The 21,863-nt window shown below is 61.5% G+C and carries 16 protein-coding genes; 11 read left to right on the forward strand and 5 right to left on the reverse strand.

Annotated elements, in window-relative coordinates; genetic code table 11:
• Positions 1-4: 4 nt before the first annotated feature.
• Both miaA and mutL read right to left on the reverse strand, forming a co-directional pair.
• The gene (gene miaA / locus WJ12_RS03425) at positions 5-982 is read right to left on the reverse strand and encodes a tRNA (adenosine(37)-N6)-dimethylallyltransferase MiaA (RefSeq protein ID WP_059557313.1); all 978 of its coding nucleotides are present in this window, start codon (positions 980-982) and stop codon (positions 5-7) included.
• Positions 979-2,967: a DNA mismatch repair endonuclease MutL gene (mutL, locus tag WJ12_RS03430; RefSeq protein ID WP_059557312.1), complete on the reverse strand. Its 1,989-nt coding sequence runs from the start codon at positions 2,965-2,967 to the stop codon at positions 979-981. The genes miaA and mutL overlap by 4 nt, the downstream gene beginning before the upstream one ends.
• 183 nt (positions 2,968-3,150) lie before the next feature.
• On the opposite strand from mutL, the gene WJ12_RS03435 reads away from it, so the two are divergent.
• Positions 3,151-3,834, forward strand: a complete 684-nt coding sequence (locus WJ12_RS03435; RefSeq protein WP_034187182.1) for a DedA family protein — start codon at positions 3,151-3,153, stop codon at positions 3,832-3,834.
• A gap of 75 nt (positions 3,835-3,909) precedes the next feature.
• Here the strand turns inward: WJ12_RS03435 and WJ12_RS03440 are convergent, their stop codons facing one another.
• The 3 genes from WJ12_RS03440 to WJ12_RS03450 all read right to left on the reverse strand — a co-directional run bounded on the left by WJ12_RS03440 (position 3,910) and on the right by WJ12_RS03450 (position 8,138).
• The gene (locus tag WJ12_RS03440) at positions 3,910-4,722 is read right to left on the reverse strand and encodes a mechanosensitive ion channel family protein (RefSeq protein ID WP_034187183.1); all 813 of its coding nucleotides are present in this window, start codon (positions 4,720-4,722) and stop codon (positions 3,910-3,912) included.
• A gap of 233 nt (positions 4,723-4,955) precedes the next feature.
• Positions 4,956-6,959, reverse strand: coding sequence for a capsular polysaccharide biosynthesis protein (locus WJ12_RS03445; RefSeq protein ID WP_059557369.1), 2,004 nt, complete (start codon positions 6,957-6,959; stop codon positions 4,956-4,958).
• Between the two features lie 27 nt (positions 6,960-6,986).
• Entirely contained in the window at positions 6,987-8,138 is a 1,152-nt protein-coding gene (locus WJ12_RS03450; RefSeq protein ID WP_049034365.1) for a glycosyltransferase family 4 protein, read from the reverse strand.
• 439 nt (positions 8,139-8,577) lie between these two features.
• Between WJ12_RS03450 and WJ12_RS03455 the strand changes: the two genes are divergently transcribed.
• From WJ12_RS03455 to WJ12_RS03495, 10 genes are all read left to right on the forward strand, one after another.
• Positions 8,578-9,762, forward strand: coding sequence for a polysaccharide biosynthesis/export family protein (locus WJ12_RS03455; RefSeq protein WP_034187185.1), 1,185 nt, complete (start codon positions 8,578-8,580; stop codon positions 9,760-9,762).
• Positions 9,763-9,764: 2 nt separating this feature from the next.
• Entirely contained in the window at positions 9,765-10,871 is a 1,107-nt protein-coding gene (locus tag WJ12_RS03460; RefSeq protein ID WP_034187186.1) for a KpsE/RkpR family capsule polysaccharide export protein, read from the forward strand.
• Positions 10,861-11,655 (forward strand): ABC transporter permease, encoded by a 795-nt coding sequence (locus WJ12_RS03465; RefSeq protein ID WP_034187187.1) that lies wholly within the window; start codon positions 10,861-10,863, stop codon positions 11,653-11,655. The genes WJ12_RS03460 and WJ12_RS03465 overlap by 11 nt, the downstream gene beginning before the upstream one ends.
• Positions 11,656-11,667: 12 nt before the next feature.
• A complete protein-coding gene (locus WJ12_RS03470; protein ID WP_034187188.1) occupies positions 11,668-12,321 on the forward strand; it encodes an ABC transporter ATP-binding protein in 654 nt (217 codons plus the stop codon).
• A gap of 76 nt (positions 12,322-12,397) precedes the next feature.
• Entirely contained in the window at positions 12,398-14,260 is a 1,863-nt protein-coding gene (locus tag WJ12_RS03475; RefSeq protein WP_059557310.1) for a methyltransferase domain-containing protein, read from the forward strand.
• Positions 14,257-17,166, forward strand: a complete 2,910-nt coding sequence (locus tag WJ12_RS03480) for a rhamnan synthesis F family protein (protein WP_034187189.1) — start codon at positions 14,257-14,259, stop codon at positions 17,164-17,166. Before WJ12_RS03475 ends, WJ12_RS03480 begins: the two co-directional genes overlap by 4 nt.
• A 101-nt stretch (positions 17,167-17,267) precedes the next feature.
• A complete protein-coding gene (gene rfbB / locus WJ12_RS03485) occupies positions 17,268-18,326 on the forward strand; it encodes a dTDP-glucose 4,6-dehydratase (protein WP_034187190.1) in 1,059 nt (352 codons plus the stop codon).
• 237 nt (positions 18,327-18,563) lie between these two features.
• Positions 18,564-19,448 carry a glucose-1-phosphate thymidylyltransferase RfbA gene (rfbA, locus tag WJ12_RS03490; RefSeq protein WP_034187192.1) on the forward strand — a complete coding sequence of 295 codons (885 nt, stop codon included), beginning with the start codon at positions 18,564-18,566 and terminating at the stop codon, positions 19,446-19,448.
• Positions 19,445-19,567, forward strand: a complete 123-nt coding sequence (locus WJ12_RS37020) for a hypothetical protein (RefSeq protein ID WP_257786211.1) — start codon at positions 19,445-19,447, stop codon at positions 19,565-19,567. The genes rfbA and WJ12_RS37020 overlap by 4 nt, the downstream gene beginning before the upstream one ends.
• The gene (locus tag WJ12_RS03495) at positions 19,564-21,852 is read left to right on the forward strand and encodes a glycosyltransferase family 2 protein (protein WP_059557308.1); all 2,289 of its coding nucleotides are present in this window, start codon (positions 19,564-19,566) and stop codon (positions 21,850-21,852) included. The genes WJ12_RS37020 and WJ12_RS03495 overlap by 4 nt, the downstream gene beginning before the upstream one ends.
• Positions 21,853-21,863 lie beyond the last annotated feature (11 nt).

The following is a 21,863-nucleotide window of genomic DNA, read 5'->3' on the forward strand; positions in this document are numbered from 1 at the left end:
ACGTTCAGTTGCCCGGCGTGCCGCCGTCGAGGACGCGTTCGAGCGCGTCGAGCGCGCGGGCCGTCGAATCCGGCGCGATGCAGTCGACGACGATCCGCTCCGGCATCGCGCGCAGCCACGTGATCTGGCGCTTGCAGAGCTGGCGCGTCGCGAAAATGCCCTTGTCGCGCATCGTCCGGTAGTCGGTATCGCCGTCGAGGAATTCCCACGCCTGCCGGTAGCCGACGCAGCGCATCGACGGCAGGTCGGGATGGAGATCGTCGCGGCGGCGCAACCGTTCGACTTCGTCGATGAAGCCCGCCTCGAGCATCGCGTCGAAGCGCTGCGCGATCCGTGCGTGCAGCACCGCGCGATCCGACGGTTCGAGCGCGACCGGCACGAAGCGGTACGCGGCCGCCGCATCGTCCGTGCGGCGCGGCGCGGCGAGCAGCGCCGACATCGGCTGCCCGCTCAGCATGAAGATTTCGAGCGCACGCTGGATCCGCTGCGAATCGTTCGGCGCGAGCCGCGCGGCCGTGTCGGGATCGACCTGCGCAAGCCGCGCATGCAGCGCGGGCCAGCCGTCGCGTGCGGCGTCGGCGTCGAGCCGGGTGCGCACGTCCGGATCGGCGCCGGGCAGGTCGTTGAGCCCCTGCGTCAGCGCCTTGTAGTACAGCATCGTGCCGCCCGCGAGCAGCGGCGTGCGGCCGCGCGCGACGATCTCGCCGATCAGGCGCAGCGTGTCCGCGCGGAATTCCGCGGCCGAATACGCGTCGGCCGGGTCGATGATGTCGATCAGGTGGTGCGGCACGCTCGCGCGTTCTTCGCGCGACGGTTTCGCGGTGCCGATGTCCATGTCGCGGTAGACGAGCGCCGAATCGACGCTGACGATCTCGATCGGGCGACGCGCGGCGAGCGCCAGCGCCGCGGCCGTCTTGCCCGAGGCGGTAGGGCCGAGCAGGCAGGCGATCGTCGTTGGAGCGTGGTGCAGCGAAGCGCTCATTGGCCGCGCATGAAGAGACGGTCGAGATCGTTCAGCGTGAGCTGATACCAGGTCGGCCGGCCGTGATTGCACTGGTCCGCGCGCTCGGTCGCCTCCATCTGGCGCAGCAGCGCGTTCATCTCGTCGAGCGTCAGCCGCCGGTTCGCGCGCACCGCGTGATGGCATGCGAGCGTGCCGAGCAGCTCGTGCTGCCGCTCGGTGAGCACGCGCGAGCCGCCGAACGCGTGCAGGTCGGCGAGCACCGCGCGGGCGAGCGACTGCAGGTCGGCGTCCTTCAGCAGCGCCGGCACCGCGCGGATCGCGAGCGTCGTCGGCGACAGCACCGCGAGATCGAAGCCGAGCGATTCGAGCGTGTCGCGTTCTTCCTCGACCGTGCCGATCTCGACCGGCGTGGCCGTCATCGAGATCGGCAGCAGCAGCGACTGCACGGCGACCGTGCGGTCGGCGAGCGCGTTCTTGAACTGTTCGTACAGGATCCGCTCGTGCGCCGCGTGCATGTCGACGATCACGAGGCCGTATGCGTTCTGCGCGAGCACGTAGATGCCGTGGATCTGGCCGAGCGCGAAGCCGAGCGGCTGCTCGTCGTGCGGGGTGGCGGCGATCGGCGAGGCGGTGAAGCCGGGCAAGGGCGCGACGGGTGCGCCGGCCGAATCGCGTGCGAGGGGCGTCGTGCCGTCCGGCGTGCCGGCGCCGGTGTCCTTGCGGCCGAACAGCGCGTCGTAGAGCGCCAGCGGCTGCGCGACGGGCAGCGTGCCCTGCGTCATGCGCGCCTGGCGCATCCAGGTGTTGCCTGACGACGAGGACGACGGCGACGAGAAGCCACCGCCGCCGCCGCCCGTCGCGTGGCCCTGGTTCTGCCCGAGCGGCGTGTCCAGGAACGAAGACGGCCCGCGCGGCGCGGGCTCGAGATGCGCGGCATGGCCGCCCGCCGTGGTTTCCGGCGACGCGCCCGCATGGCGCGCGAGCGCCCGCTGGACCGCATGGAACACGTACTGGTGGATCGAGCGCGAATCGCGGAAGCGCACCTCGATCTTCGACGGATGCACGTTTACGTCGACGGCTTCGGGCGGCAGGTCGAGGAACAGCACGTACGACGGGTAGCGGTCGCCGTGCAGCACGTCCTCGTAGGCCGCGCGCACCGCATGCGTCAGCAGCTTGTCGCGCACGAAGCGGCCGTTGACGAAGAAATACTGCTGGTCGGCGCGCCCGCGGCTGGCGGTCGGCAGCCCGGCGCAACCGTAGACGGCGAGCGGGCCGGCCTGCTCGTCGAGCGGCAGGTGCGCGGTCGCGAAACCGTCGCCGAGGATCTTCGCGACGCGCTGCGCGGGCTCGGTCGCATTCCAGTGCTCGACGGCCTTGCCGTTGTGCAGCACCGAGATCGCGACGTCCGGCCGCGCGAGTGCCGCGCGGCGGATCATTTCCAGGCAGTGGCCGAATTCGGTCTGCTCGCTCTTAAGGAACTTGCGCCGCGCCGGCGTGTTGAAGTACAGCTCGCGCACCTCGATCGTCGTGCCGGTCGAGCCGGCGGCAGGCGACAGCACGCCCGTCTGCGCGTCGATCTTCATCGCGTGCGCGGCATCGGCCGTCCGGCTCGTGATCGACATCTCGGCCACCGATGCGATCGACGCGAGCGCTTCGCCGCGAAAACCCAGCGTCGCGACGGCTTCGAGCTCCTCGAGCGAGCGGATCTTGCTGGTCGCGTGGCGCATCAGCGCGAGCGCCAGCTCGTCGGGCGGGATCCCGCAGCCGTCGTCGGTGATCGAGATGCGCTTCACGCCGCCTTCTTCCAGCACGATGCGCAGCGACGTCGCGCCGGCGTCCATCGCGTTCTCGAGCAGCTCCTTGACGACCGACGCCGGGCGTTCGACGACCTCGCCGGCGGCGATCTGGCTGATCAGCTGGTCGGGCAGGGGCTGGATCGCGCGCAGCGGGCGCGGAGCGGGGGCGGGCGCGGCGCCCGCGGCCGTTTCGGTGATATCGGACATGGCCGAATTATAGCGAGGCTGCGCCCGCGTGCCGGGGCGGCGATCCGTTACGTTTTTTCACGGAGCCTTAAGGTAGTTTCGGTATCATGGCTCCACTGCGCGCGCCGCCCTGGCTGGCGGGCGCCTCTGCCATGTCTGGTCTCTTCCGGCCGCTCCGGCCCTCTCGCCTTCGAGGAATCGCATTTGGATACGCTGCTTCATTTCGTCAATCTTGTCCTGCATATCGACGCTTTCCTCGGCGATTTCATCCGGCAGTACGGCGCGTGGGTCTATCTCGTGCTGTTCCTGATCGTGTTCTGCGAGACGGGGCTCGTCGTGTTCCCGTTCCTGCCTGGCGATTCGCTGCTGTTCATCGGCGGTGCGTTCGCGGCGACGGGCGAAATGAACGTCGGCCTGTTGATCGTGCTGCTGCTCGTCGCGGCGATTTCCGGCAACACCGTAAACTACCTGATCGGCCGCTGGGTCGGCCCGAAGGTGTTCAATACGCACATCCCGGTGCTCGAACGCTTCCTCGACCGCGCCGCGCTGCAGAAGACCCACTCGTTCTACGACAAGCACGGCGGCAAGACGATCGTGCTCGCGCGTTTCATCCCGGTCGTGCGCACGTTCGCGCCGTTCGTTGCGGGCGCGTCGTCGATGAGCGCCGCGCGCTTCCAGCTCTTCAACGTGATCGGTGCGCTGGTGTGGGTGCTGCTGCTCGTGCTGCTCGGTTATTTCTTCGGCAACATCCCGTTTATCCGCCAGTACCTGAACGTGATCGTGCTGGTCGGGATCGGCGCGGCGATCGTGCCGGTCGCGCTCGGCGCCGTGTGGAAGCTGGTGCGCGGGAAGCAGTCGGACAATGCGCAGAAGACGGGCGGGCGCTGAGCGCGCGTTTGCCGTTTCTTCGGGGCAATAAAAAAGCGTGGCCGGTGCCACGCTTTTTTTCGTCCGTCGATGCCGTTACGCGTTGCGATGCGCGACCGGCGTTTCGGGCGTCGGGTATTGCGCGTCGCGGAACGTCTCGAGGATCACGCGGTTGGTGTCGCAGTACACCTGCCAGTAGTGCTCGGGTGCCGTGGACGGGCGTACGAACAGCAACGGGCCTTCCGGCGTGAACTGCAGCACGCCGACGTCCGGCGCCGGGTTGGTCAGCACGTTCGGGATCTGCTGGATCGACGATTTCAGGCGGTTGATCGCGTCGACGGCGTCGACGCTGTTCGCGATCTTCGCGGTCAGGTCGACGCGGCGGTGCGACGTCGCGCTGTAGTTCGCGATGTTGTCCGAGAAGATCTTGTTGTTGCCGACGATCGTGACGATGTTGTCGGGCGTGATGATCGTCGTGCCGAACAGGCCGAGTTCCTTCACGGTGCCCGTGACGCCGCCCGCGCTGATCACGTCGCCGATCTTGAACGGACGCAGCACCTGCATGAACACGCCGGCGGCGAAATGCGCGAGCAGGCCGCCCCAGGCCGTGCCGATCGCGAGGCCGAGGCCGGCGAGCAGCGCGGCGAACGAGGTGGTCTGCACGCCGAAGATCTGCAGGATCGCGAGGATCAGCAGGATCGTCAGCAACACGCCGACGACGGAGGTCAGGTAGTCGGTGAGCGTCGGGTCGACCTTGCCGCTGCGGCGGACGACCTTGCCGAGCAGGCGGGTACCGATGCGGATCGCCCAGCGGCCGACGAACCACAGGACGATCGCGGCGAGGAGGTTGAGGCCGAAGTCGAGGCCGCGGGTCATCAGGAATTGCTGGGCGGTGGCGAGATCGATCATGCGTTCTCCGAAGTCAAGGGTAGAAAGGGCGGCGCATGCACCGGAATGGGTGGCGCTTTTATAACCTGAGCGGGGAGCGGCGGGCAACCTGTCTTACGTTGCTTGACGAAATGAAAGACGGGCAGGACGCGTGTGCGTGCTGCCCGTGGTGGGTGTCGGCCTCGTGCCAAAGGCGTCTGAAATGGCTCGAACAGGTTGTACCTGATGATTCGGCGACCGAGTATCGAGTGCCGTCAACGCATCGTTCGATCGCGAAAATATTGCCGCCCTTGCCAACCGGCATAACGTATCGCATTGCGCGTCCAGCGTATCGCCTTGACGAGCGGGCGAGCGCGGTTGCCACGTATTTTCTCGAGCGGTCGAGCCGCATTCGGCGCGAGTTGCCGGACGATTGCCTCGGGCGTCGTGAACAGCGAGCGCTGCCAGTCCCAATAGATCGCGTAACGCAGCAACACGCCCGCTGTCAGCATGTCGAGCGACAGTCGGCGTTCGCGCCACGGCTGGTCCAGCGCATCATGCGTCAGTCCCCAGCCTGCGTAAAAGGGCAAGCCGTAGGTATGGACTTCTTTCCCGCGCATCAACGCGTCGAAGCCGGCGAGTGAGGACAGCGTATGCAGTTCATCCGCCACGTCGATCAGCGAAATGAGATCAGCGTGCGCATCGACGACGTCTGCGAGGTGCGCTGCGTCGACGAGCCCGGCGCGATTGCCGGACAGCACGTCCGGATGCGGCTTGTAAATGACGAATGCGTCAGGTCGGCGAGCACGCACTTCCTGCAACAAGGCTTCCGACGTGGCTATCGTGCCCGTTCCCAGCCGGATCGACGCATCGTCCGCAACCTGGCCCGCGACGAGGACAATGCGCTTGTCATGCGGAATGCGCCATGTCGGCGCTTGGCGGCCGAGATTGTATTTCGTGAGCCCGAACTGCACGATCGTCTGCCGTAGCGCTGCCGCGCGCCGCAATTCCGGTTCGCTGAACGTCGCCTGGTTGAGAATGACGGTCAGGTCGCTCGGGCGACTCGCGTCGAAATACAGGCCGCGGCGGTCGATCACCTGGCTGCACGGCGGAGACATGTCGGAACCGAGTCCCGTCGAATGGATGAAACCGTCTTCAATCCGGATGTGTGCTGCCCCGTCCGGCAGGCCTTCGGCGGAACGTCCGCCCCATATCGCTGCATGTTCGTCGCTGTGCGTGTCGCGTGGATCCGCAACCCAACGTAATGTCCCGCCCCCTGCCGACAGGTACGGCGTCGCATACGGCCGCTTCCACCACTGGAAGCGCACGCCGGCAACCCGTCCGAGGTCGCTGTAGCGGGCGGCGACGGTATGCTGCAGCTCAATGCAGTCGAGGGCGTTTTCGAGCGTGCCCCGGGTGCCGCGTGCCGGGTCGAGGTAATGCGCGAGTTGCAGGAACACGGCATCGAACAACGCAAACACGGACGGGCGCGCACGCCGCTCCGCCATCGTGGTGCGATCCTGGGTCAGTCCCCAGCCGGCGTAATAGGGTGTACCGAACACATGGACCGGGATGCTGGACAGAAGCGCCGCCATCCCTTCGGACGCGCCGACGACATAGACGGCGTCCACCCGTCGAAGGATGTCCCTCAACGAATGTGCGGCGTCGAGGACTCCGGCATTCCCGGGCAGTTGTGTTTTGTTCGACAACCAATCGCCGGCGCCTGCGTCGGCGGAGCGAAGGATCCACACGTCGGCGCCGGGGTGCGCAATACGTGCTGCATCTGCCATCGCAGCAAAGTTTCCGCGGCGGTGCCCTGCCGGTGTGCAGATATCGGCATGCGACGTTTCTCGTTCGTCGATCAGCACGATGCGCCTGTCGCGACCGGATGCGTGCCATGCGTCCGGCAATTCGGCCACCCGGTGCCGAACGTGCAACGCATCGCTATCGAGGACTCGGTGGATCAGATCGCGACATCGTGCGTTCGCGTCGGCGACGGGCGAAGCCTGGAGCACGCGGTCGAGTGCGGCGACAAGCCCGCCGCGCGCGACCAGATCCGGCGGAATGCGGAACCAGGAAAGAGGCGGCGCATGTCGAACGAAGACGGGGCCGGGACAGACCGGGCAGACGGTACGTCCGAGCGATGCCGACGTGCGGGCAAGCGTGATGCCGAGCCACGAATCGATCCACACGAACGGCGACTTTCCGGTTGGCCACTTGCTTCTGCGCTTGCCGGGCACAATGTCGGTTGCGGCGGGTGGCTTGATTTCGGGCGTCATCTGAGATTCGGTCGGTGCCGGAATCATTTAGCGGAGCGACTCGAGAAAGCCGTCGATTCGTTCAAAGTGCTCGGCCCACGTCGGCGCTCGAAAGCATTCGAGCCGCGCGATCTGGTTCGCTCGCTCGGCGCTGTCCGGCCGGGCGTACGCGCGAATCCGGGAGAGCCATCCCGGCCCGTCGAGCGGGTCGAGATAGTCGGGAATGTCCGACGCGATCTCGTGAAAGACCGGCAGGTCGCTGGCGAGCACCGGCACGCCCAGCATCAACGCCTCGACGAGCGGCATGCCGTAGCCTTCGGCGAACGACGGGAACACGAGCGCTCGCGCATGCTGCAACCACGCATGCAGCCGATCGTCGCTGCAATCCGATTCCTCGATGACCGCACCGCGAATTGTGGCGCACCGCTCCAGCATGTCGACGACGTTCTCGCATTCCCAGCCGCGCCGGCCGATGACGACGAGCTTGGGGGCGGCGTCGCCCATCTGCTCGACCAGGCGTCGCCATACGTGCAGGATGAACCAGTGGTTCTTGCGCGGCTCGATCGTGCTGAGCATCACGAAATAAGGCGCCTCGATCGGCGGCGGGCTCGGCGGATGAGGCTCTACCGCGGGGGCGAGCGGCGCGACGACGACCGGTGGAAGCGGCAGCGACGCTTGTCGCGCTTCGTTCGCCAGTTCGTCGTAAGTCGCCTGTGAATTGCTGATCAGGCCACTCGCATGCCGTAGCGCAGTATGGATGCGGGTGCGATGCGACGCGTCCACACCCGGGCGGCAGTACTCCGGGTGCGTCAACGGAATGAGGTCGTGAACCATGAAGACCGAGCGCGCGTTACGTTGCGCCATCGCCCGATAGTACCGGGTGAACTCCATCCCGTTGTGACTGGTATGCAACAAAATTGCGCGATCGAATCGTGGCGGATAAAGCTGGTTCAGCAACGCGGAAGCAACAATTCTGCGCAGCGCCCATCGATCGTGACTCGACGACAGCAGCAGCGAGAAGGCCTTCTGCGAGTCTTTTTCCGTTAAAACCGTGGAAAAGCCACGTTCGCTCAGGACTGCACGTGCGCGGTCGCCATACCGGCGGATGTAGGCCAGTCCGACTCGGTCTACCCCGGTGGGGATCAGGCCATCATAAAAGCGAGTGGCAAGACGAGTGACGTCTAGAAGTATTTTGGTCACGCGGGTGCAATGTGGTTGTGCTTGCGGAAATGAAAAATGTTTCTGTTTGCCGAAGCTTGACGGCTCATGCAACAATTCCGCCGGGTAATTCTATGGCATCTCGGATGACGGGACAAATCGCGCACGCGTCTATTGACCCGTGCAAATGCCGAGCATGCCAAACCCAATTGAAGCTTGATGTCAGATTTACCGATCCGCTCGCGCCGTCGCGCGCGGCTGCAATGGACTTTTGAGACCGCGCCTGTTTGCACCAAATCGGCCCGCGCCTTGGCGGGCGAAGGATTTGGCTGCTTGTAAGCCAGGGCCGCTGGGCGGCGAAAAACCGAAGGAGCCCCACGGGTGTCTGTCGGCGATTCGGGTGCTCCACGCCGGTGAATTCCCCGGTACATCTTACATTGTGCGGTAAAATCCGGCGGCCTTTGAATGACTGGATTGTTAAATGCAGAGTTTAAATCGCAGTGTTTGGTTGGCTGCTGCCATCGGCGGTGCCATTGGGCTGGCTGCTTGCGGGGCCATTCCCACGTCCGGGCCGAGTCGTTCCGAGATTAATGCTAGTGGTAGCGGCACAAATCAGGTCAGTTCGCAAGGAATCCAGGTCGTCAATGTGACCGATCAGATTGCGCGGCAACTCTACGCCGGCCGCAAGAACACTGATTTCGCTGCAACGTTAGGCGATAACTCGGCGTTTCAGCAACAGCTGGGCGTGGGCGACGTGGTGGAGGTGTCGATCTGGGAAGCGCCGCCTGCCACGCTGTTCGGCGGCGGCACGAGTGACGCCCCGACATCCAGCAGTCTACCGACTGGCGCACGGCTGACCAAGCTGCCGACGCAAGTGATCGACGGGAGTGGCAACATCCACGTGCCGTTCGTCGGTGCCGTCAAGGCGTCGGGCCGTACGCCGAGTCAGTTGCAGGCGCTTGTAGCAGCGCGCCTCAAGAATATCGCGCACGACCCGCAGGTGCTGGTGCAATTGGCGCGTAACGAAACGTCGTACGTCACGGTGGTGGGCGACGTATCGAGCAGCACGCGCATGCAGTTGAGCGCACGCGGCGAGCGCGTTCTCGACGCGGTTGCCGCGGCCGGTGGCGTTAAACAGCCGATCAACAAAATCATGATTCAGGTGACGCGTGGCGAGACGGTTGCGCTCGAGCCCCTGGAGACGGTGATACGTGATCCGCGCCAGAATGTCCCGCTCAGGGCGGGCGATGTCGTTACGGCATTGTTCCAGCCCTACAGCTTCACCGCGTTCGGTGCGACCGGCAAGAACGAGGAAATCAATTTCGAGGCGCAGGGCATCACGCTGGCGCAGGCGTTGGCGCGGGCAGGCGGCTTGCAAGACTCGCGTTCGGATGCGCAGGGCGTGTTCATCTTCCGGCTGGAGGATCAGCAGGCGCTCAATTGGCCCAACCAGCCGGTGCGAACGACGGCAAATGGCAAAGTCCCGGTCATCTATCACATCAACCTCAAAGACCCGGATTCGTTCTTCGTGGCGCAGAGCTTCATGATGGACAACAGGGACGTTCTCTACGTCTCCAATGCGCCGGTGGCAGAACTGCAGAAAGTGCTGAACCTCGTGTTCTCCGTAGCCTATCCGATCGTGTCTGGCGTCCAGACGTTTAAGTGATTATGAAATTTTTGAAGCGAATTAACCGTTTGTTTTTGATAACGGTCGTCATTCCTACTGCTGCTTCGATTGTTTATTTTGGTCTTGTTGCCAGCGATCAATATACGTCGGTTAGCAGTTTTCTGATTCGCAGTCCGCAACAGTCCAGTGCGTCAGGGTTGGGCGGATTGCTGAAAGGCGTCGGTGGATTTTCTCAATCAGACGGCGATGCCTATACGGTTCAGAAATACATTCTTTCTCGTGATGCGATGATGGTGCTGGATAAAGAACAGCACATCAAGTCGGCGTTTCAGAGTGGATCGATTGACTTTATTAATCGTTTTTCTATCTTCGGGCTCAACAGCAGCCTGGAAGAGTTTTATCTTTACTACGGCAAGAATATCGTCGATGCCAAGGTCGAGACCGATTCCTCGATCGTGACGTTGAATACCAACGCATACGACCCCCATCTTGCATGGAGCATGAACAAGCGCCTGCTGGAACTGGGTGAGCGGATCGTCAATCAGATGAATACGCGCGCCCGGGCAGACTTGATCAATACGGCCCAGCACGATGTTGACGTGGCAAAGGAACGTGACCGGGTCGCCACGCTGGCATTGGCGCATTATCGGAACAGTGCGGGCGTGATCGACCCCGAGCGCCAGTCCACGATCCCGCTGCAGCAGGTTGGAAAGCTTCAGGACGATTTGATTGCCACACGTGTGCAGATTGCCCAAATGGAACGATTGTCGCCGAACAATCCGGGACTGCCGACCCTGCGCGATCGCGCGAAGCTGCTGCAGCAGGCGATCGATCAGGTGAGCCAGCGCGTGGCGGGTTCGCAAGGGGCTTCGCTGGCCAGCAAGGCCGCCGAATTCCAGCGTCTGACACTGGAGAAGGAGGTGGCCGACAAAATCCTTGCAGGCGCCATCACCTTGCTGGATCAGGCGCGCGTCGAGGCCGAGCGCAAGCAGCTTTACCTTGAGCGTATTGCTGAACCCAGTCTGCCCGACTATGCGATGAGCCCGCGCCGGGGGCGAGCCATTCTCGCCACTTTCCTGCTTGGCCTTGTCTTGTGGGGCGTGTTGACCATCGTCATCGGTGGAGTGAAAGAACACTATGACCGCTGACTATCGTCCGCCGACATTTTGGGAGCAGTCGCGCATTCAGATCCGCGTGATCTGGGCGCTGGTCATGCGCGAGATGATCACGCGTTTCGGTCGCGAAGGGCTCGGCGTATTGTGGATGATGGCCGAGCCGGCGATGTTTGTTGTCGGTGTGATGATTATTTTCAGTCATACGGAATCGAAGGCCAAGTATTCGGTTGCCGAATATTTGGCGGTCAGCTATCCGACCCTGCTGTTCTGGCGAAATACAGCCAGCCGGGTAATCAAGGCCATCGAATATAATCGCTCGTTGCTGCATCACAAGCCGATCCGCCCGATCGACATACTGTACTCGCGCATCATTCTTGAATTTGCAGGCGCTACCGCTTCGTTTCTCCTGCTGTACACGGTATTGGTGGTGATCGGCATTTGCCAGCTTCCCGCTGATCCGCTCAGCATGATTCTCGGATATTTTTTGGTCGTCTGGTTTTCGTTCAACTTCGTCATGACGATGGCGGCGTTGTCCGAGCTGAGCGAGGCGGTGGAGCGCGTCTCGCACGTCATCCTGTACCTGATGATCCCCTTTTCGGGTGTTTTCATTCCGACATACGTCCTGCCGCCGCGGCTCGCGGAATTGCTGACGTACTTTCCGTTGGTCGACGCGGTGGAGTATTTCCATTACGGATATTACGGGGACCGAATGCCTACGCTGTACTACCTTGGCTATACGGTAACCGTATTGTTGTTTTTTACTCTCTTTGCTCTGTCGATTGCGCACATCGCCATCCGGCGCGTGCAATTGAACTGAGTTGAGGCCGGCATGATTGAACTGCGTAATGTCACCAAACGGTATTCGATCCATCACGGGCGATCGCATCGCGAAGTGCTCAAAGGCGTCAACCTTCGTGTTCAGGCGGGCGAGCGGTGGGGCATCCTCGGCCGCAACGGAGCGGGAAAATCTACTCTGATTCGCATTATCAGCGGGTCGGACAAACCGCATTCCGGCGAGGTCATCAAGACGATGTCGGTATCGTGGCCGCTGGCATTCGGCGGGACGTTCCAGGGTAGCCTGACCGGCAAGGACAATGTGCGGCTGATTGCCCGCATATACGACGTCGATTATCGCAAGACCCTTGATCTGGTCGAGGATTTTGCCGAACTCGGTGCGTATCTTGACGAGCCGGTCAAATCGTACTCTTCCGGGATGGCCTCGAGGTTGGCTTTTGCCATTTCGATGTCGATCGAATTCGATTGCTTCCTGATCGACGAGGGCATGTCGGTCGGCGATCACCGTTTTCATCAGAAATGCAATGTCGAGCTGTTCGAAAAACGGGGTGATCGCGCCATGATCATCGTTGCGCACCAGACGGATCTGATTCGCAATGTCTGCACTCATGCCGCGGTTCTGGAAAACGGCGTGCTCAAGACTTGCGAGACTGTTGAGGACGCGATTCGACTTTATGAGTCGCTTTGAAATAAAGCGAGAGTGAACTCTATGTATAAGGAAGCGGCGTATGCATGACACTGCATATAAGATTGGTGGTCTGGTCATGGATACCTATTTGCCATCGATCCCTTCGAAGATACTCGAGATCGGCGCGCAGAACATCAACGGCACATTGCGAGATCATTCTCCGCGCAATGCCGAGTATGTCGGGCTGGATTTTGTGGCGGGAGACGGGGTCGATGTCGTCATCACCGGCATCAGCGATTGGGGCGTACCGGACGATCACTTTGATCTGGTCATCGCGTCATCGGTCTTCGAACATGACAATGCCTTCTGGCGGACCTTTATCGAGATGTGTCGGAAGGCGAAGCCGGGTGGGCATGTTTATGTCAGTGCGCCTTCCAATGGGTCGGTGCACCGCTATCCGAAGGATTATTGGCGCTTCTACCCGGATTCCGGGCTTGCACTGGAAGAGTTGGCGCGCACCGAAGGCTTTGAGTTGACCCTCGTGGAAAGCTTCGTCGCAGAGCGGGAAGCTGATTCGTGGAACGATTTCTGTGCCGTGTTCCGGCGCGGGCCGTGCGATGCCGAGCTCAATCTGGACTTCGTCCACAACAAGGTGCGTTGTACCAATGCGCTCAACTGGCGGTCGTCGCTGATTGTCGATTCGATGGAAGCGACAGAGGACATGCGTCTTCTGCGTCAGGCACGTGACGACGCGGAGCGGGCTGTCGCGCACCAGCGCTCTTTCGAGGCGCGTCTCGCGGAACTGGCTGATCAGAAGGCGGCGAGCGAAAAGCACTTGCACATCCAGATTGGCGGTCTGACGCAGTTTCTTCAGGAGCGCGACCAGCAACTCGAGACGCAGGGCGGTCAATTGCGGGCACTGACCGAGGAACTTGAGAAGGAGCGTGCCGACGCCATGGCGTCGCAGCGCTCTTTCGAGGCTCGGTTGGCGGAACTTGCGGCCGAGAAGGCATCGAGCGAAGCCGGTTTGCAGACGCGAATCGATGAATTGACGACGCTTGTTCGGACGCGCGACCAGCATCTTGCGGATCAGGACAATCAGTTGCGGGTGCTGACGGAGAGACTCGAGAAGGAGCAGGCCGGCTCTGCTGTATTGCAGCGTGCTTTGGAGGCCCAGCATGCCGAGTTCGACGCTCAGAAAACGGCGAGCGAAGTGCGCTTGCAGGAACGGATCGGCGAATTGGTACAACTGATTCGCGAGCATGACGAGCATCTGGACGAACAGAGCGGGCAGCTGCAGGCGCTGACTTCCGAGCTTGCGACGGAGCGGGCAGAGGCGACTGCGAGACAGGGGGCTTTCGAGGCCGCGCTTGCGGAGCTTGCTGTTCAAAAGGCAGCGAGTGACGAGCGCCTGCAGGAGAGATTCCGTGAGATTGGCGGGCTGACGCGGCTTATCCAGGAGCGTGATCAACACATCCACGAACGTGATCACCATATCGCGGAATTGCGCACGCAGTTGCAGGCAATGACGTCGGACCGCGCGAGGGAGCACGCCGACTCCACGGAGATGCAGCTTGCTCTGGAAGCGCGGCTCGCGGAACTTGCCGCGCAGAAGGCGACAAGCGAAGAGCGCCTGCACGAGCGTTTTCGCGAGATCGGCGGGCTGACGCGGCTCATTGTGGAGCGCGATCAGTACATTCAACAGCGCGATCAGCAAATTTCCGGCTTGAAGATGCAGATCGAATGGTTATGCCGGGTTATTTCGGTGTTGACGAAAGGTTTTTCGACTTCCAGCAAGGCGCGAGCGCTCGCCTGGCTGCCGGCGTATTTCAGCCACAAGAGACAGAAGGTCTCGCTGAAAGAGCAAGGCTTGTTCGATCCGGATGATTATGTCGCTACCTATCCCGACGTTCTGGAAGGCAGGGCAGACCCTCTGCGGCACTACATCAATCACGGCATCAACGAGGGACGCATTATTAAAAGAGGGGTGCGACTGTGATCGACACTATCAATGAGAGAGAAGTAGCCGCTATTCGCGGGTGGAAGCATTTCGATGCCGAGTGGTATTTGCGGGAGTATCCGGATGTCGGCTGGATTGGTCTCGAGCCGGCATATCACTATTTGTGGATAGGCGCCCGGATCGGCCGACGGCCGTCGGCCAACTTTACTTATTTCACGGAAAATTATTCCGGAACCAGAGATCTCCTGAAAAGAATCGATGAAGGCGATTTTTCGGATCGGCCGGATATCGGGCATGTGCGCGCGCAGCCGGCGGAGTTCGTCGGCCCGGGCGGCATCGACGTGGCTGCGGTTCAAGGCATGTCCGTGGCCGTACACGCGCATATGTACTATGCGGATCTGGCCGGAGAGTTCGCGCAGTACCTGAGCCGGATCCCGTGTTCGTTCGATCTCTATGCTTCCACGGCAAACGAGGCGGCCCGCGAGTCCGTCGAGAAGGTATTTGCGACCATCCCGAATGCCGCCCGCGTTGATGTTCGTGTCGTGCCCAATATCGGCCGTGACATCGCTCCGTTCGTTGTCGAGTTCGGCAAGGATCTGGCGAAATATGACGTCATTTCGCACATCCAGACGAAAAAGTCGTTGTACAACAACGGGAAGACGGACGGCTGGCGGGAGTATCTGCTAGGTTCGCTGTTCGAGCAGCCGGAAAGAATCGCACTGTTCTTGCGCGCGCTCAAGAGCGGTCGCTACGGGATGATTTATCCGCAGTGCTTCTACAACTTGCCCTACATGGCCAATACCTGGTTGGCCAATTCGGGCGTGGCGCGAGCGTGGGCGCCGCGTTTCGGAGTGGAGAAGCTCCCAGACGGGTATTTCGATTTTCCGGCCGGATCGATGTTCTGGGCGTGTACGGAAGCCGTGCGGCCTTTGCTGGAAGCGGGGCTGGAGTGGAGCAATTTCCCGCCGGAACAAGGGCAGACCGACGGAACGCTGGCTCACGGCATCGAACGGATGCTGGGTGTTATTCCGACGTCCCGGAATTTCCAGCTCGGTGTCATTCGTGACACGCGGACGCCGAGCTGGTCGCGTTGGCGGCTCAATCAGTACATTGACCGGCCGCTCGCGCATCTGCACTCGATGATCGAAAGCGATGATGTGAAGGTCGTTGCGTTCGACATTTTCGACACCCTGCTGACCCGACCATTTCTCGATGCCGACTACGTCAAGTGTTTGCTGGACGCCGAATATGCGCGGCAAGGGATCGCCGGTTTCCGCGAGCTTCGCGTGCAGGCCGAAGGTCGGGCGCGGGAAGCCAAGGGACGCGATGTCGACATCCACGATATCTACCGGCACCTTGCTGTCGACGACCGCGGGGAGCGGAAATCGCTGACGCCTGACCGGGAAATCGATCTCGAGATCAAGTCGGTCCGGCCGCGGCATGAAATGGTGGCGCTCCTGAAATTCGCCGCTCAAAAGGGCAAGAAGGTCATCCTGGCCAGCGACATGTTCCTGACGCGGGCAGTCATCGAAGAGATGCTGCGGCGTTGCGGCGTTGACGGCTGGGACCATCTTTATCTGTCGTCCGAAGTCGGCGTGCGCAAGGATAGCGGCAAGCTGTACGAGCATATTCTGGCAGAAGAGAAAATTTTGCCGTACCAGATGGTGATGATCGGCGATAACGAGCGATCGGATTTCCAGATCCCTGCGGACATGGGCATCCGGGCAACGCACGTCGTCAAGCCGATCAACATGATGCGTGCGATGCCGCTACTCACCGACCTGATCCCGGATGCGGAAACGGCACCGGCGGCCGATCAGTTCCTGTTCGGCACGCTTGCGTCGGAAAATTACGGACCTGTCAGTTATCCCGATTTCTCGGCCGACGACATGTTCGGCTCGAGCGCACGGTCGATCGGCTACAGCCTGCTCGGTCCGATCGTGGTCGCGTTTTCGGAATGGTTGCGTGGCCAGGTGCGGGACAACAACCTCGATCGTCTGTATTTCCTGGCGCGCGAGGGCAAGTTCCTTAAAGAGGTCTTCGATTGCTGGCAGGGCGGCCTGGAGCAAGCGGTTCGCAGCGAATATCTGCTGATCTCTCGCCGGGCTGTCACCGTGCCCTGCATTCGCACGGTCGAGGACATCTTCGACATCGCGGCTGCCAACAACTTCTATGGCGCGTCCATGGCGATGTTCCTGGACGAACGGTTCGGCACCGTACTGGACGATCGGCAATGGGCCGAATGCGAACGGGCGAAGGTATGGGCGCGGCACGAGCCGCTGACGATCATGGATCACGATATTGATCATATTCGCCCCTTCCTGCACTTCATCACGCCGCATATCCTCAAGCAGGCCGGGCTGGAGCGTGCGAACGCGGTCGCTTATCTGCGCGACAAGGGGCTCGATACCGATAGCCGGGGCGCCGTGGTCGATGTCGGTTATGGCGCGACCATCCAGCGGCATTTGATCAAGCTGCTCGATCAGAAGGTGCACGGCCTGTATCTGATGACCGATACCAAGGGACAGTCGCTGGAGGCCGGTGCCGGCGTTCGGGCGGCAGGATGCTTCGCGGAGGGTGTCGAACGTGCGCCTACCGCGCCGCTCATGTTCCTGAACAGCTTCCTGCTGGAAAAGATGCTCAGTGCAGATGACGAGCAGGTGATTCGTTACGCCTCTACCGATTCCGTCGAGTTTCGTGAATCGGGTGACTACATCGATCAAGGGCGGAAATGCCGGCACGAGTTGCAGCAGGGGGCCATGGATTTCGTCAAGGAAGCGGTTCGTTTCCGCGACGACATGTCTGGGTCGCTGCAAATCAGCAAGGCGCGTTGTGAGGAACTGTTTTCGCGGTTCGTTGCGAGATTGTCCAGCAACGAAAAGCGAATTTTCTCGTCTCTCGCGCTCGACGATTTCTACTGCGGCAGAGGCATCGTGGCCGAGTGAGCATGGTGCGTGATTGCGGCGGGGGCGGGGTCCGATGTCGGCGAATGCCTCGCAATCACGCACGGGACATCAATTTTCTGAAATGAGTAAAGGTAGCGAGTATGTTGCTTATCACGGGGGGCGCAGGGTTCATCGGCGGAAACTTTGTCCTCGATTGGCTTGCCGGTTCGGATGAACCCGTCGTCAATCTCGACAAGTTGACTTATGCGGGGAACCTGGACACCCTGAAATCGCTGGAAGGCGATGCGCGGCATCATTTCGCCCGGGGTGATATCGGTGATTGTCACCTTGTTTCAAGGTTGCTCGCCGAGCATCGGCCGCGTGCGGTGATCAATTTTGCTGCCGAGTCGCATGTCGACCGGTCGATTCACGGCCCGGGAGATTTCATTCAGACAAACGTTGTCGGGACCTTCAATCTGCTCGAAGCAGTGCGTGCCTACTGGTCCGACCTCGCGGCAGACGAACGCCAGGCGTTTCGCTTCCTGCATGTCTCTACCGACGAAGTGTTCGGCACGCTCGGTGCGGATGATCCACCATTCACCGAAACCAACACGTACGAGCCGAACAGCCCGTATTCGGCGAGCAAGGCCGCATCGGATCATCTGGTACGCGCCTGGCACCATACGTACGGGTTGCCGGTGGTGACCACCAATTGTTCGAACAACTACGGTCCCTATCATTTTCCCGAGAAGCTGATTCCGCTGATCATCCTGAATGCGCTGGCCGGCAAGCGGCTTCCGATCTACGGCGATGGCCAGCAGATTCGCGACTGGCTCTACGTCAAGGATCACTGCTCGGCGATCCGCGCGGTTCTGGCGAATGGTGTGCCTGGCGAGACCTACAACGTCGGCGGCTGGAACGAGAAGCCGAACATCGAAGTGGTGCGGACGATCTGCGCGATCCTCGACGAACTGCAGCCGCGCGATGACGGCGAGTCGTATGCGGAGCAGATCAGCTTTGTCCAGGACCGGCCGGGCCATGACCGGCGTTACGCAATCGATGCCCGAAAGCTCGAGCGCGAGCTCGGCTGGAAGCCCGCCGAAACCTTCGACACGGGTATCCGGAAGACGGTCGAGTGGTACCTGACGAATCAGCAGTGGGTGCAAAACGTCACGAGTGGCCAGTATCGTACGTGGATCGACCGCCACTACGCACAATAGTCGCCTCGCCTGACAAGTCGCGGCATTAGGGGAGAGGAACGGGCGCGAGTATGCGCATCGCGGCGTTTGCGGAAGTGCGTAGCGTCGGTCTGGCGTTGTGCACTTGCGATATCGCGGCGGTTGCGGCACATGAGTTTCAGCATCCCGCAAAGCGACCCATGGAGGCCCGTCTCGATTGCCACATGGCACGGTGACGTATTCGAGCAACTGCACGACTGAAACGGAAGAAGAACGAGCATGAAGCGCAAAGGCATTATTCTTGCCGGAGGGTCGGGTACCCGCCTTTATCCGGCGACACAGGCAGTCAGCAAGCAACTGCTGCCGATCTACGACAAACCAATGATCTATTACCCGTTGAGCACGCTGATGCTAGCGGGGATCCAGGATATCCTGATCATTTCGACGCCCCAGGACACGCCGCGATTCGAGCAGTTGCTGGGTGACGGATCGCAGTGGGGGATCCGTCTGCAATACAAGGTGCAGGCCAGTCCGGACGGGCTCGCACAGGCGTTCCTGTTGGGCGAGTCCTTCATCGATGGCGATCCTTCGGCGCTGATTCTGGGCGACAATATCTTCTATGGGCACGATCTCGGCGGACTGTTGAAGAGCGCGGTCAGCAAGAGCGTCGGCGCCCAGGTCTTCGCCTACCATGTACAGGATCCGGAGCGATACGGTGTTGTCGAGTTTGATTCGGCGGGCAAGGCAATCAGTATCGAGGAAAAGCCCGAAGTGCCGAAGTCGCATTATGCGGTGACCGGACTCTATTTCTACGATGAGCAGGTGGTGGAGTTTGCGAAATCGCTGAAGCCGTCCTTGCGTGGAGAACTGGAGATCACGGATCTCAACGCGCTGTATTTGAAGGATGGTTTGCTCAACGTGCAGACGATGGGGCGCGGTTTTGCGTGGCTTGATACCGGTACGCACGATTCGATGCTCGAGGCCTCGCAGTTCATCGCGACGATGGAGCACCGGCAGGGGCTGAAGATTGCGTGTGTCGAAGAGATTGCCTATCGGTTTGGCTACATCGACGACGAGCAGTTGGAGCGTCTCGCGCAACCCCTCAGCAAAAACGGCTATGGCCGCTACCTGCAGGGCATTCTGAAGGAAGGAACGGGCCGGTGAACGCAATTGCGACCACCACTCCGGGTGTGAAGCTGTTCAAGCCGAAGGTATCGGGCGACGCGCTGTTATCCGAAACGGATGCAGCGGCGCCTGCTTTCGAGGATGCCGAATACTTTTGAGCCGCCTCCTGCGCAAGCCCATGTTTGACTTCAATGCCCTGCGCCTGACGTGGGGGATGCCGTTCCTGGTCGATTCAACCAGTGCCGAAATGCACGCGTCGGAGGATCGGCCGGGAACCCGAGTGTATCTGGTCGACGTCCGGTTGCTGCCGGGTTGGTACATGATCGAGCTACGCACGAGCAGTCATGCGGCGCAGCTGCGAGCGCGGGTAAGGCTGCCCGGCGGGCCGTCGGCTGAAACGCTTGCAATGGCGCTCGGCTCACGGCAAGTGAGCAAGCGGCTTGTGCATCTCCCGGCGCGGGGAAAGATCGAGATCGAGATTGATTTCGACGATCCGTCTGCCGATCGCATCGAGACGTTCCGCCTTGCCCGGGTCACGTCGCGGTTTGCGCATTCGCGCATCATGACCAAGCTCGAAGCGCTGCATCCGAGATACAAGCCGTGCGGCGATGACTACGATCTTGCGGACAGCCGTCGCGGGCGCGGCGACATGGCGCAAGCGTGGCGCGACTACTGTTGCCTGTTCGAGGAATCGGAGCTGCTGGTTGGGTACCCGGACTGGATTCGACATTTCGATACGCCAAGCCTCGACACGTACAAGATCATGCAGGATAGTCTCCATCGCTTCGCCACCAGCCCGGTGTTCGCGATCGGCATGGAGGTGTCCGATGTGCCGTCGCCGCACTGGGAAACGGCGATCCGTTCGGTTGCAGCGCAGATCTACCCGAATTGGCAACTTCTGATCGTCGATCGACGCCCCGGCGCCGACCGTACCGATTTGATCCCGCGGGACCTTCGTGATGATGCGCGCATCCGTGTGATTCCGGATCACGCTTTGGCAAACGTACATTCGACGCTTGACCGCACGCTTGCCGAAAGTGGCAACTGGGTCGTGTTCTTCGGACAGGATGACGTACTGCCGCGACATGGTCTCTACGTCGTGGCGGATGCGATCGACCGGCGCCCCGATGTCGATCTGCTCTATTCGGACGAAGACTGCATCGACATCGACGGTGTTCGGCACAGTCCACGGTTCAAGAGCGACTGGGACGAGGATCTGATGCTCTCGTCTGATCTGTTTTCCGGCCTTGGCGTTTACCGAACCGAAGTGTTTACTTTGTCCGGCGGGCGGGATCATCGCCACGGGGTGGCGTCGCGTTACGACATGACACTGCGGTGTCTCCCGCATACCACTCAGGATCGGATCCTGCACATTCCGCGTGTGCTTTACCACAAGCGTGCCGAACCCGGATCGACTCAGGACCCGGTTGCCCGACGTGACGCGCGCGATACACGCAGGCTTGCGGTCGTACGTCACCTGTCGCGGGCCGGTATTCAAGCGACTGTTTCGTCGACGGCATACGGCCATCACGTACGGTACCCCGTGCCCGAACGGGCGCCGCTCGTCACGCTCGTGATTCCTACCCGCAACGGGTTTTCGTTGCTTAGCCGTTGCGTCGATTCGATTATCACCAAGACGCACTATCGAGCATTCGAAATCATCATTGTCGATAACGGATCGGACGACCCGGATACGCTCGACTACATGGCGCGGCTTGCAGTCGATCACGGGGTACGCATCCTCCGGGACGATCGTCCGTTCAATTATTCGGCCCTCAACAATCGTGCGGTCGAAATGGCGAGCGGGGAGTTCGTCGCGCTCGTCAATAACGATGTGGAAGTCATCGATGGCGACTGGCTCGATGAAGTGATGGGGCACGCGTTACGGCCGGAAGTCGGTGTCGTCGGTGTCAAGCTGCTCTATACAAACGGAAGCGTTCAGCATGCGGGCGTCATCGTCGGGCTCAGCGGCTGCGCGGATCACCTGCATCGCGGGTTGGGACGCGACGAGCCGGGATATCAGGCACGTGCGGTCACGACGCAGTCCTTGTCCGCGGTCACCGGTGCATGTCTTGTCGTTCGGCGGTCGTTGTATCAGCAACTGGGTGGCTTGAACGAGGTCGACCTCGCCGTTGCATTCAACGATGTCGATTTTTGCCTGCGCGTTCGTCAAGCCGGCTATACGGTGCTCTGGACACCGCACGCCGTGCTGTATCACCACGAATCCGCAACGCGGGGGCAGGACGATACCGCCGAGAAGATGGCCCGTGCCGCTCGGGAGATCGATTACATGCGGCGTCATTGGCATGACCTGATCGCGAACGATCCGGCTTATAGCCCGAATCTCTCGCTCGATCGATTCGATTGCCAGTTGGCGTGGCCGCCGCGTGTTGCATCGCTCCGGCGTCTCGCGCTTCGTACGCCCGGGGTAGCGGCAGATTGAGTGCCGATCCT

The sequence above is a fragment of the Burkholderia seminalis genome (genome assembly GCF_001718535.1).
GTDB lineage: Bacteria > Pseudomonadota > Gammaproteobacteria > Burkholderiales > Burkholderiaceae > Burkholderia > Burkholderia seminalis.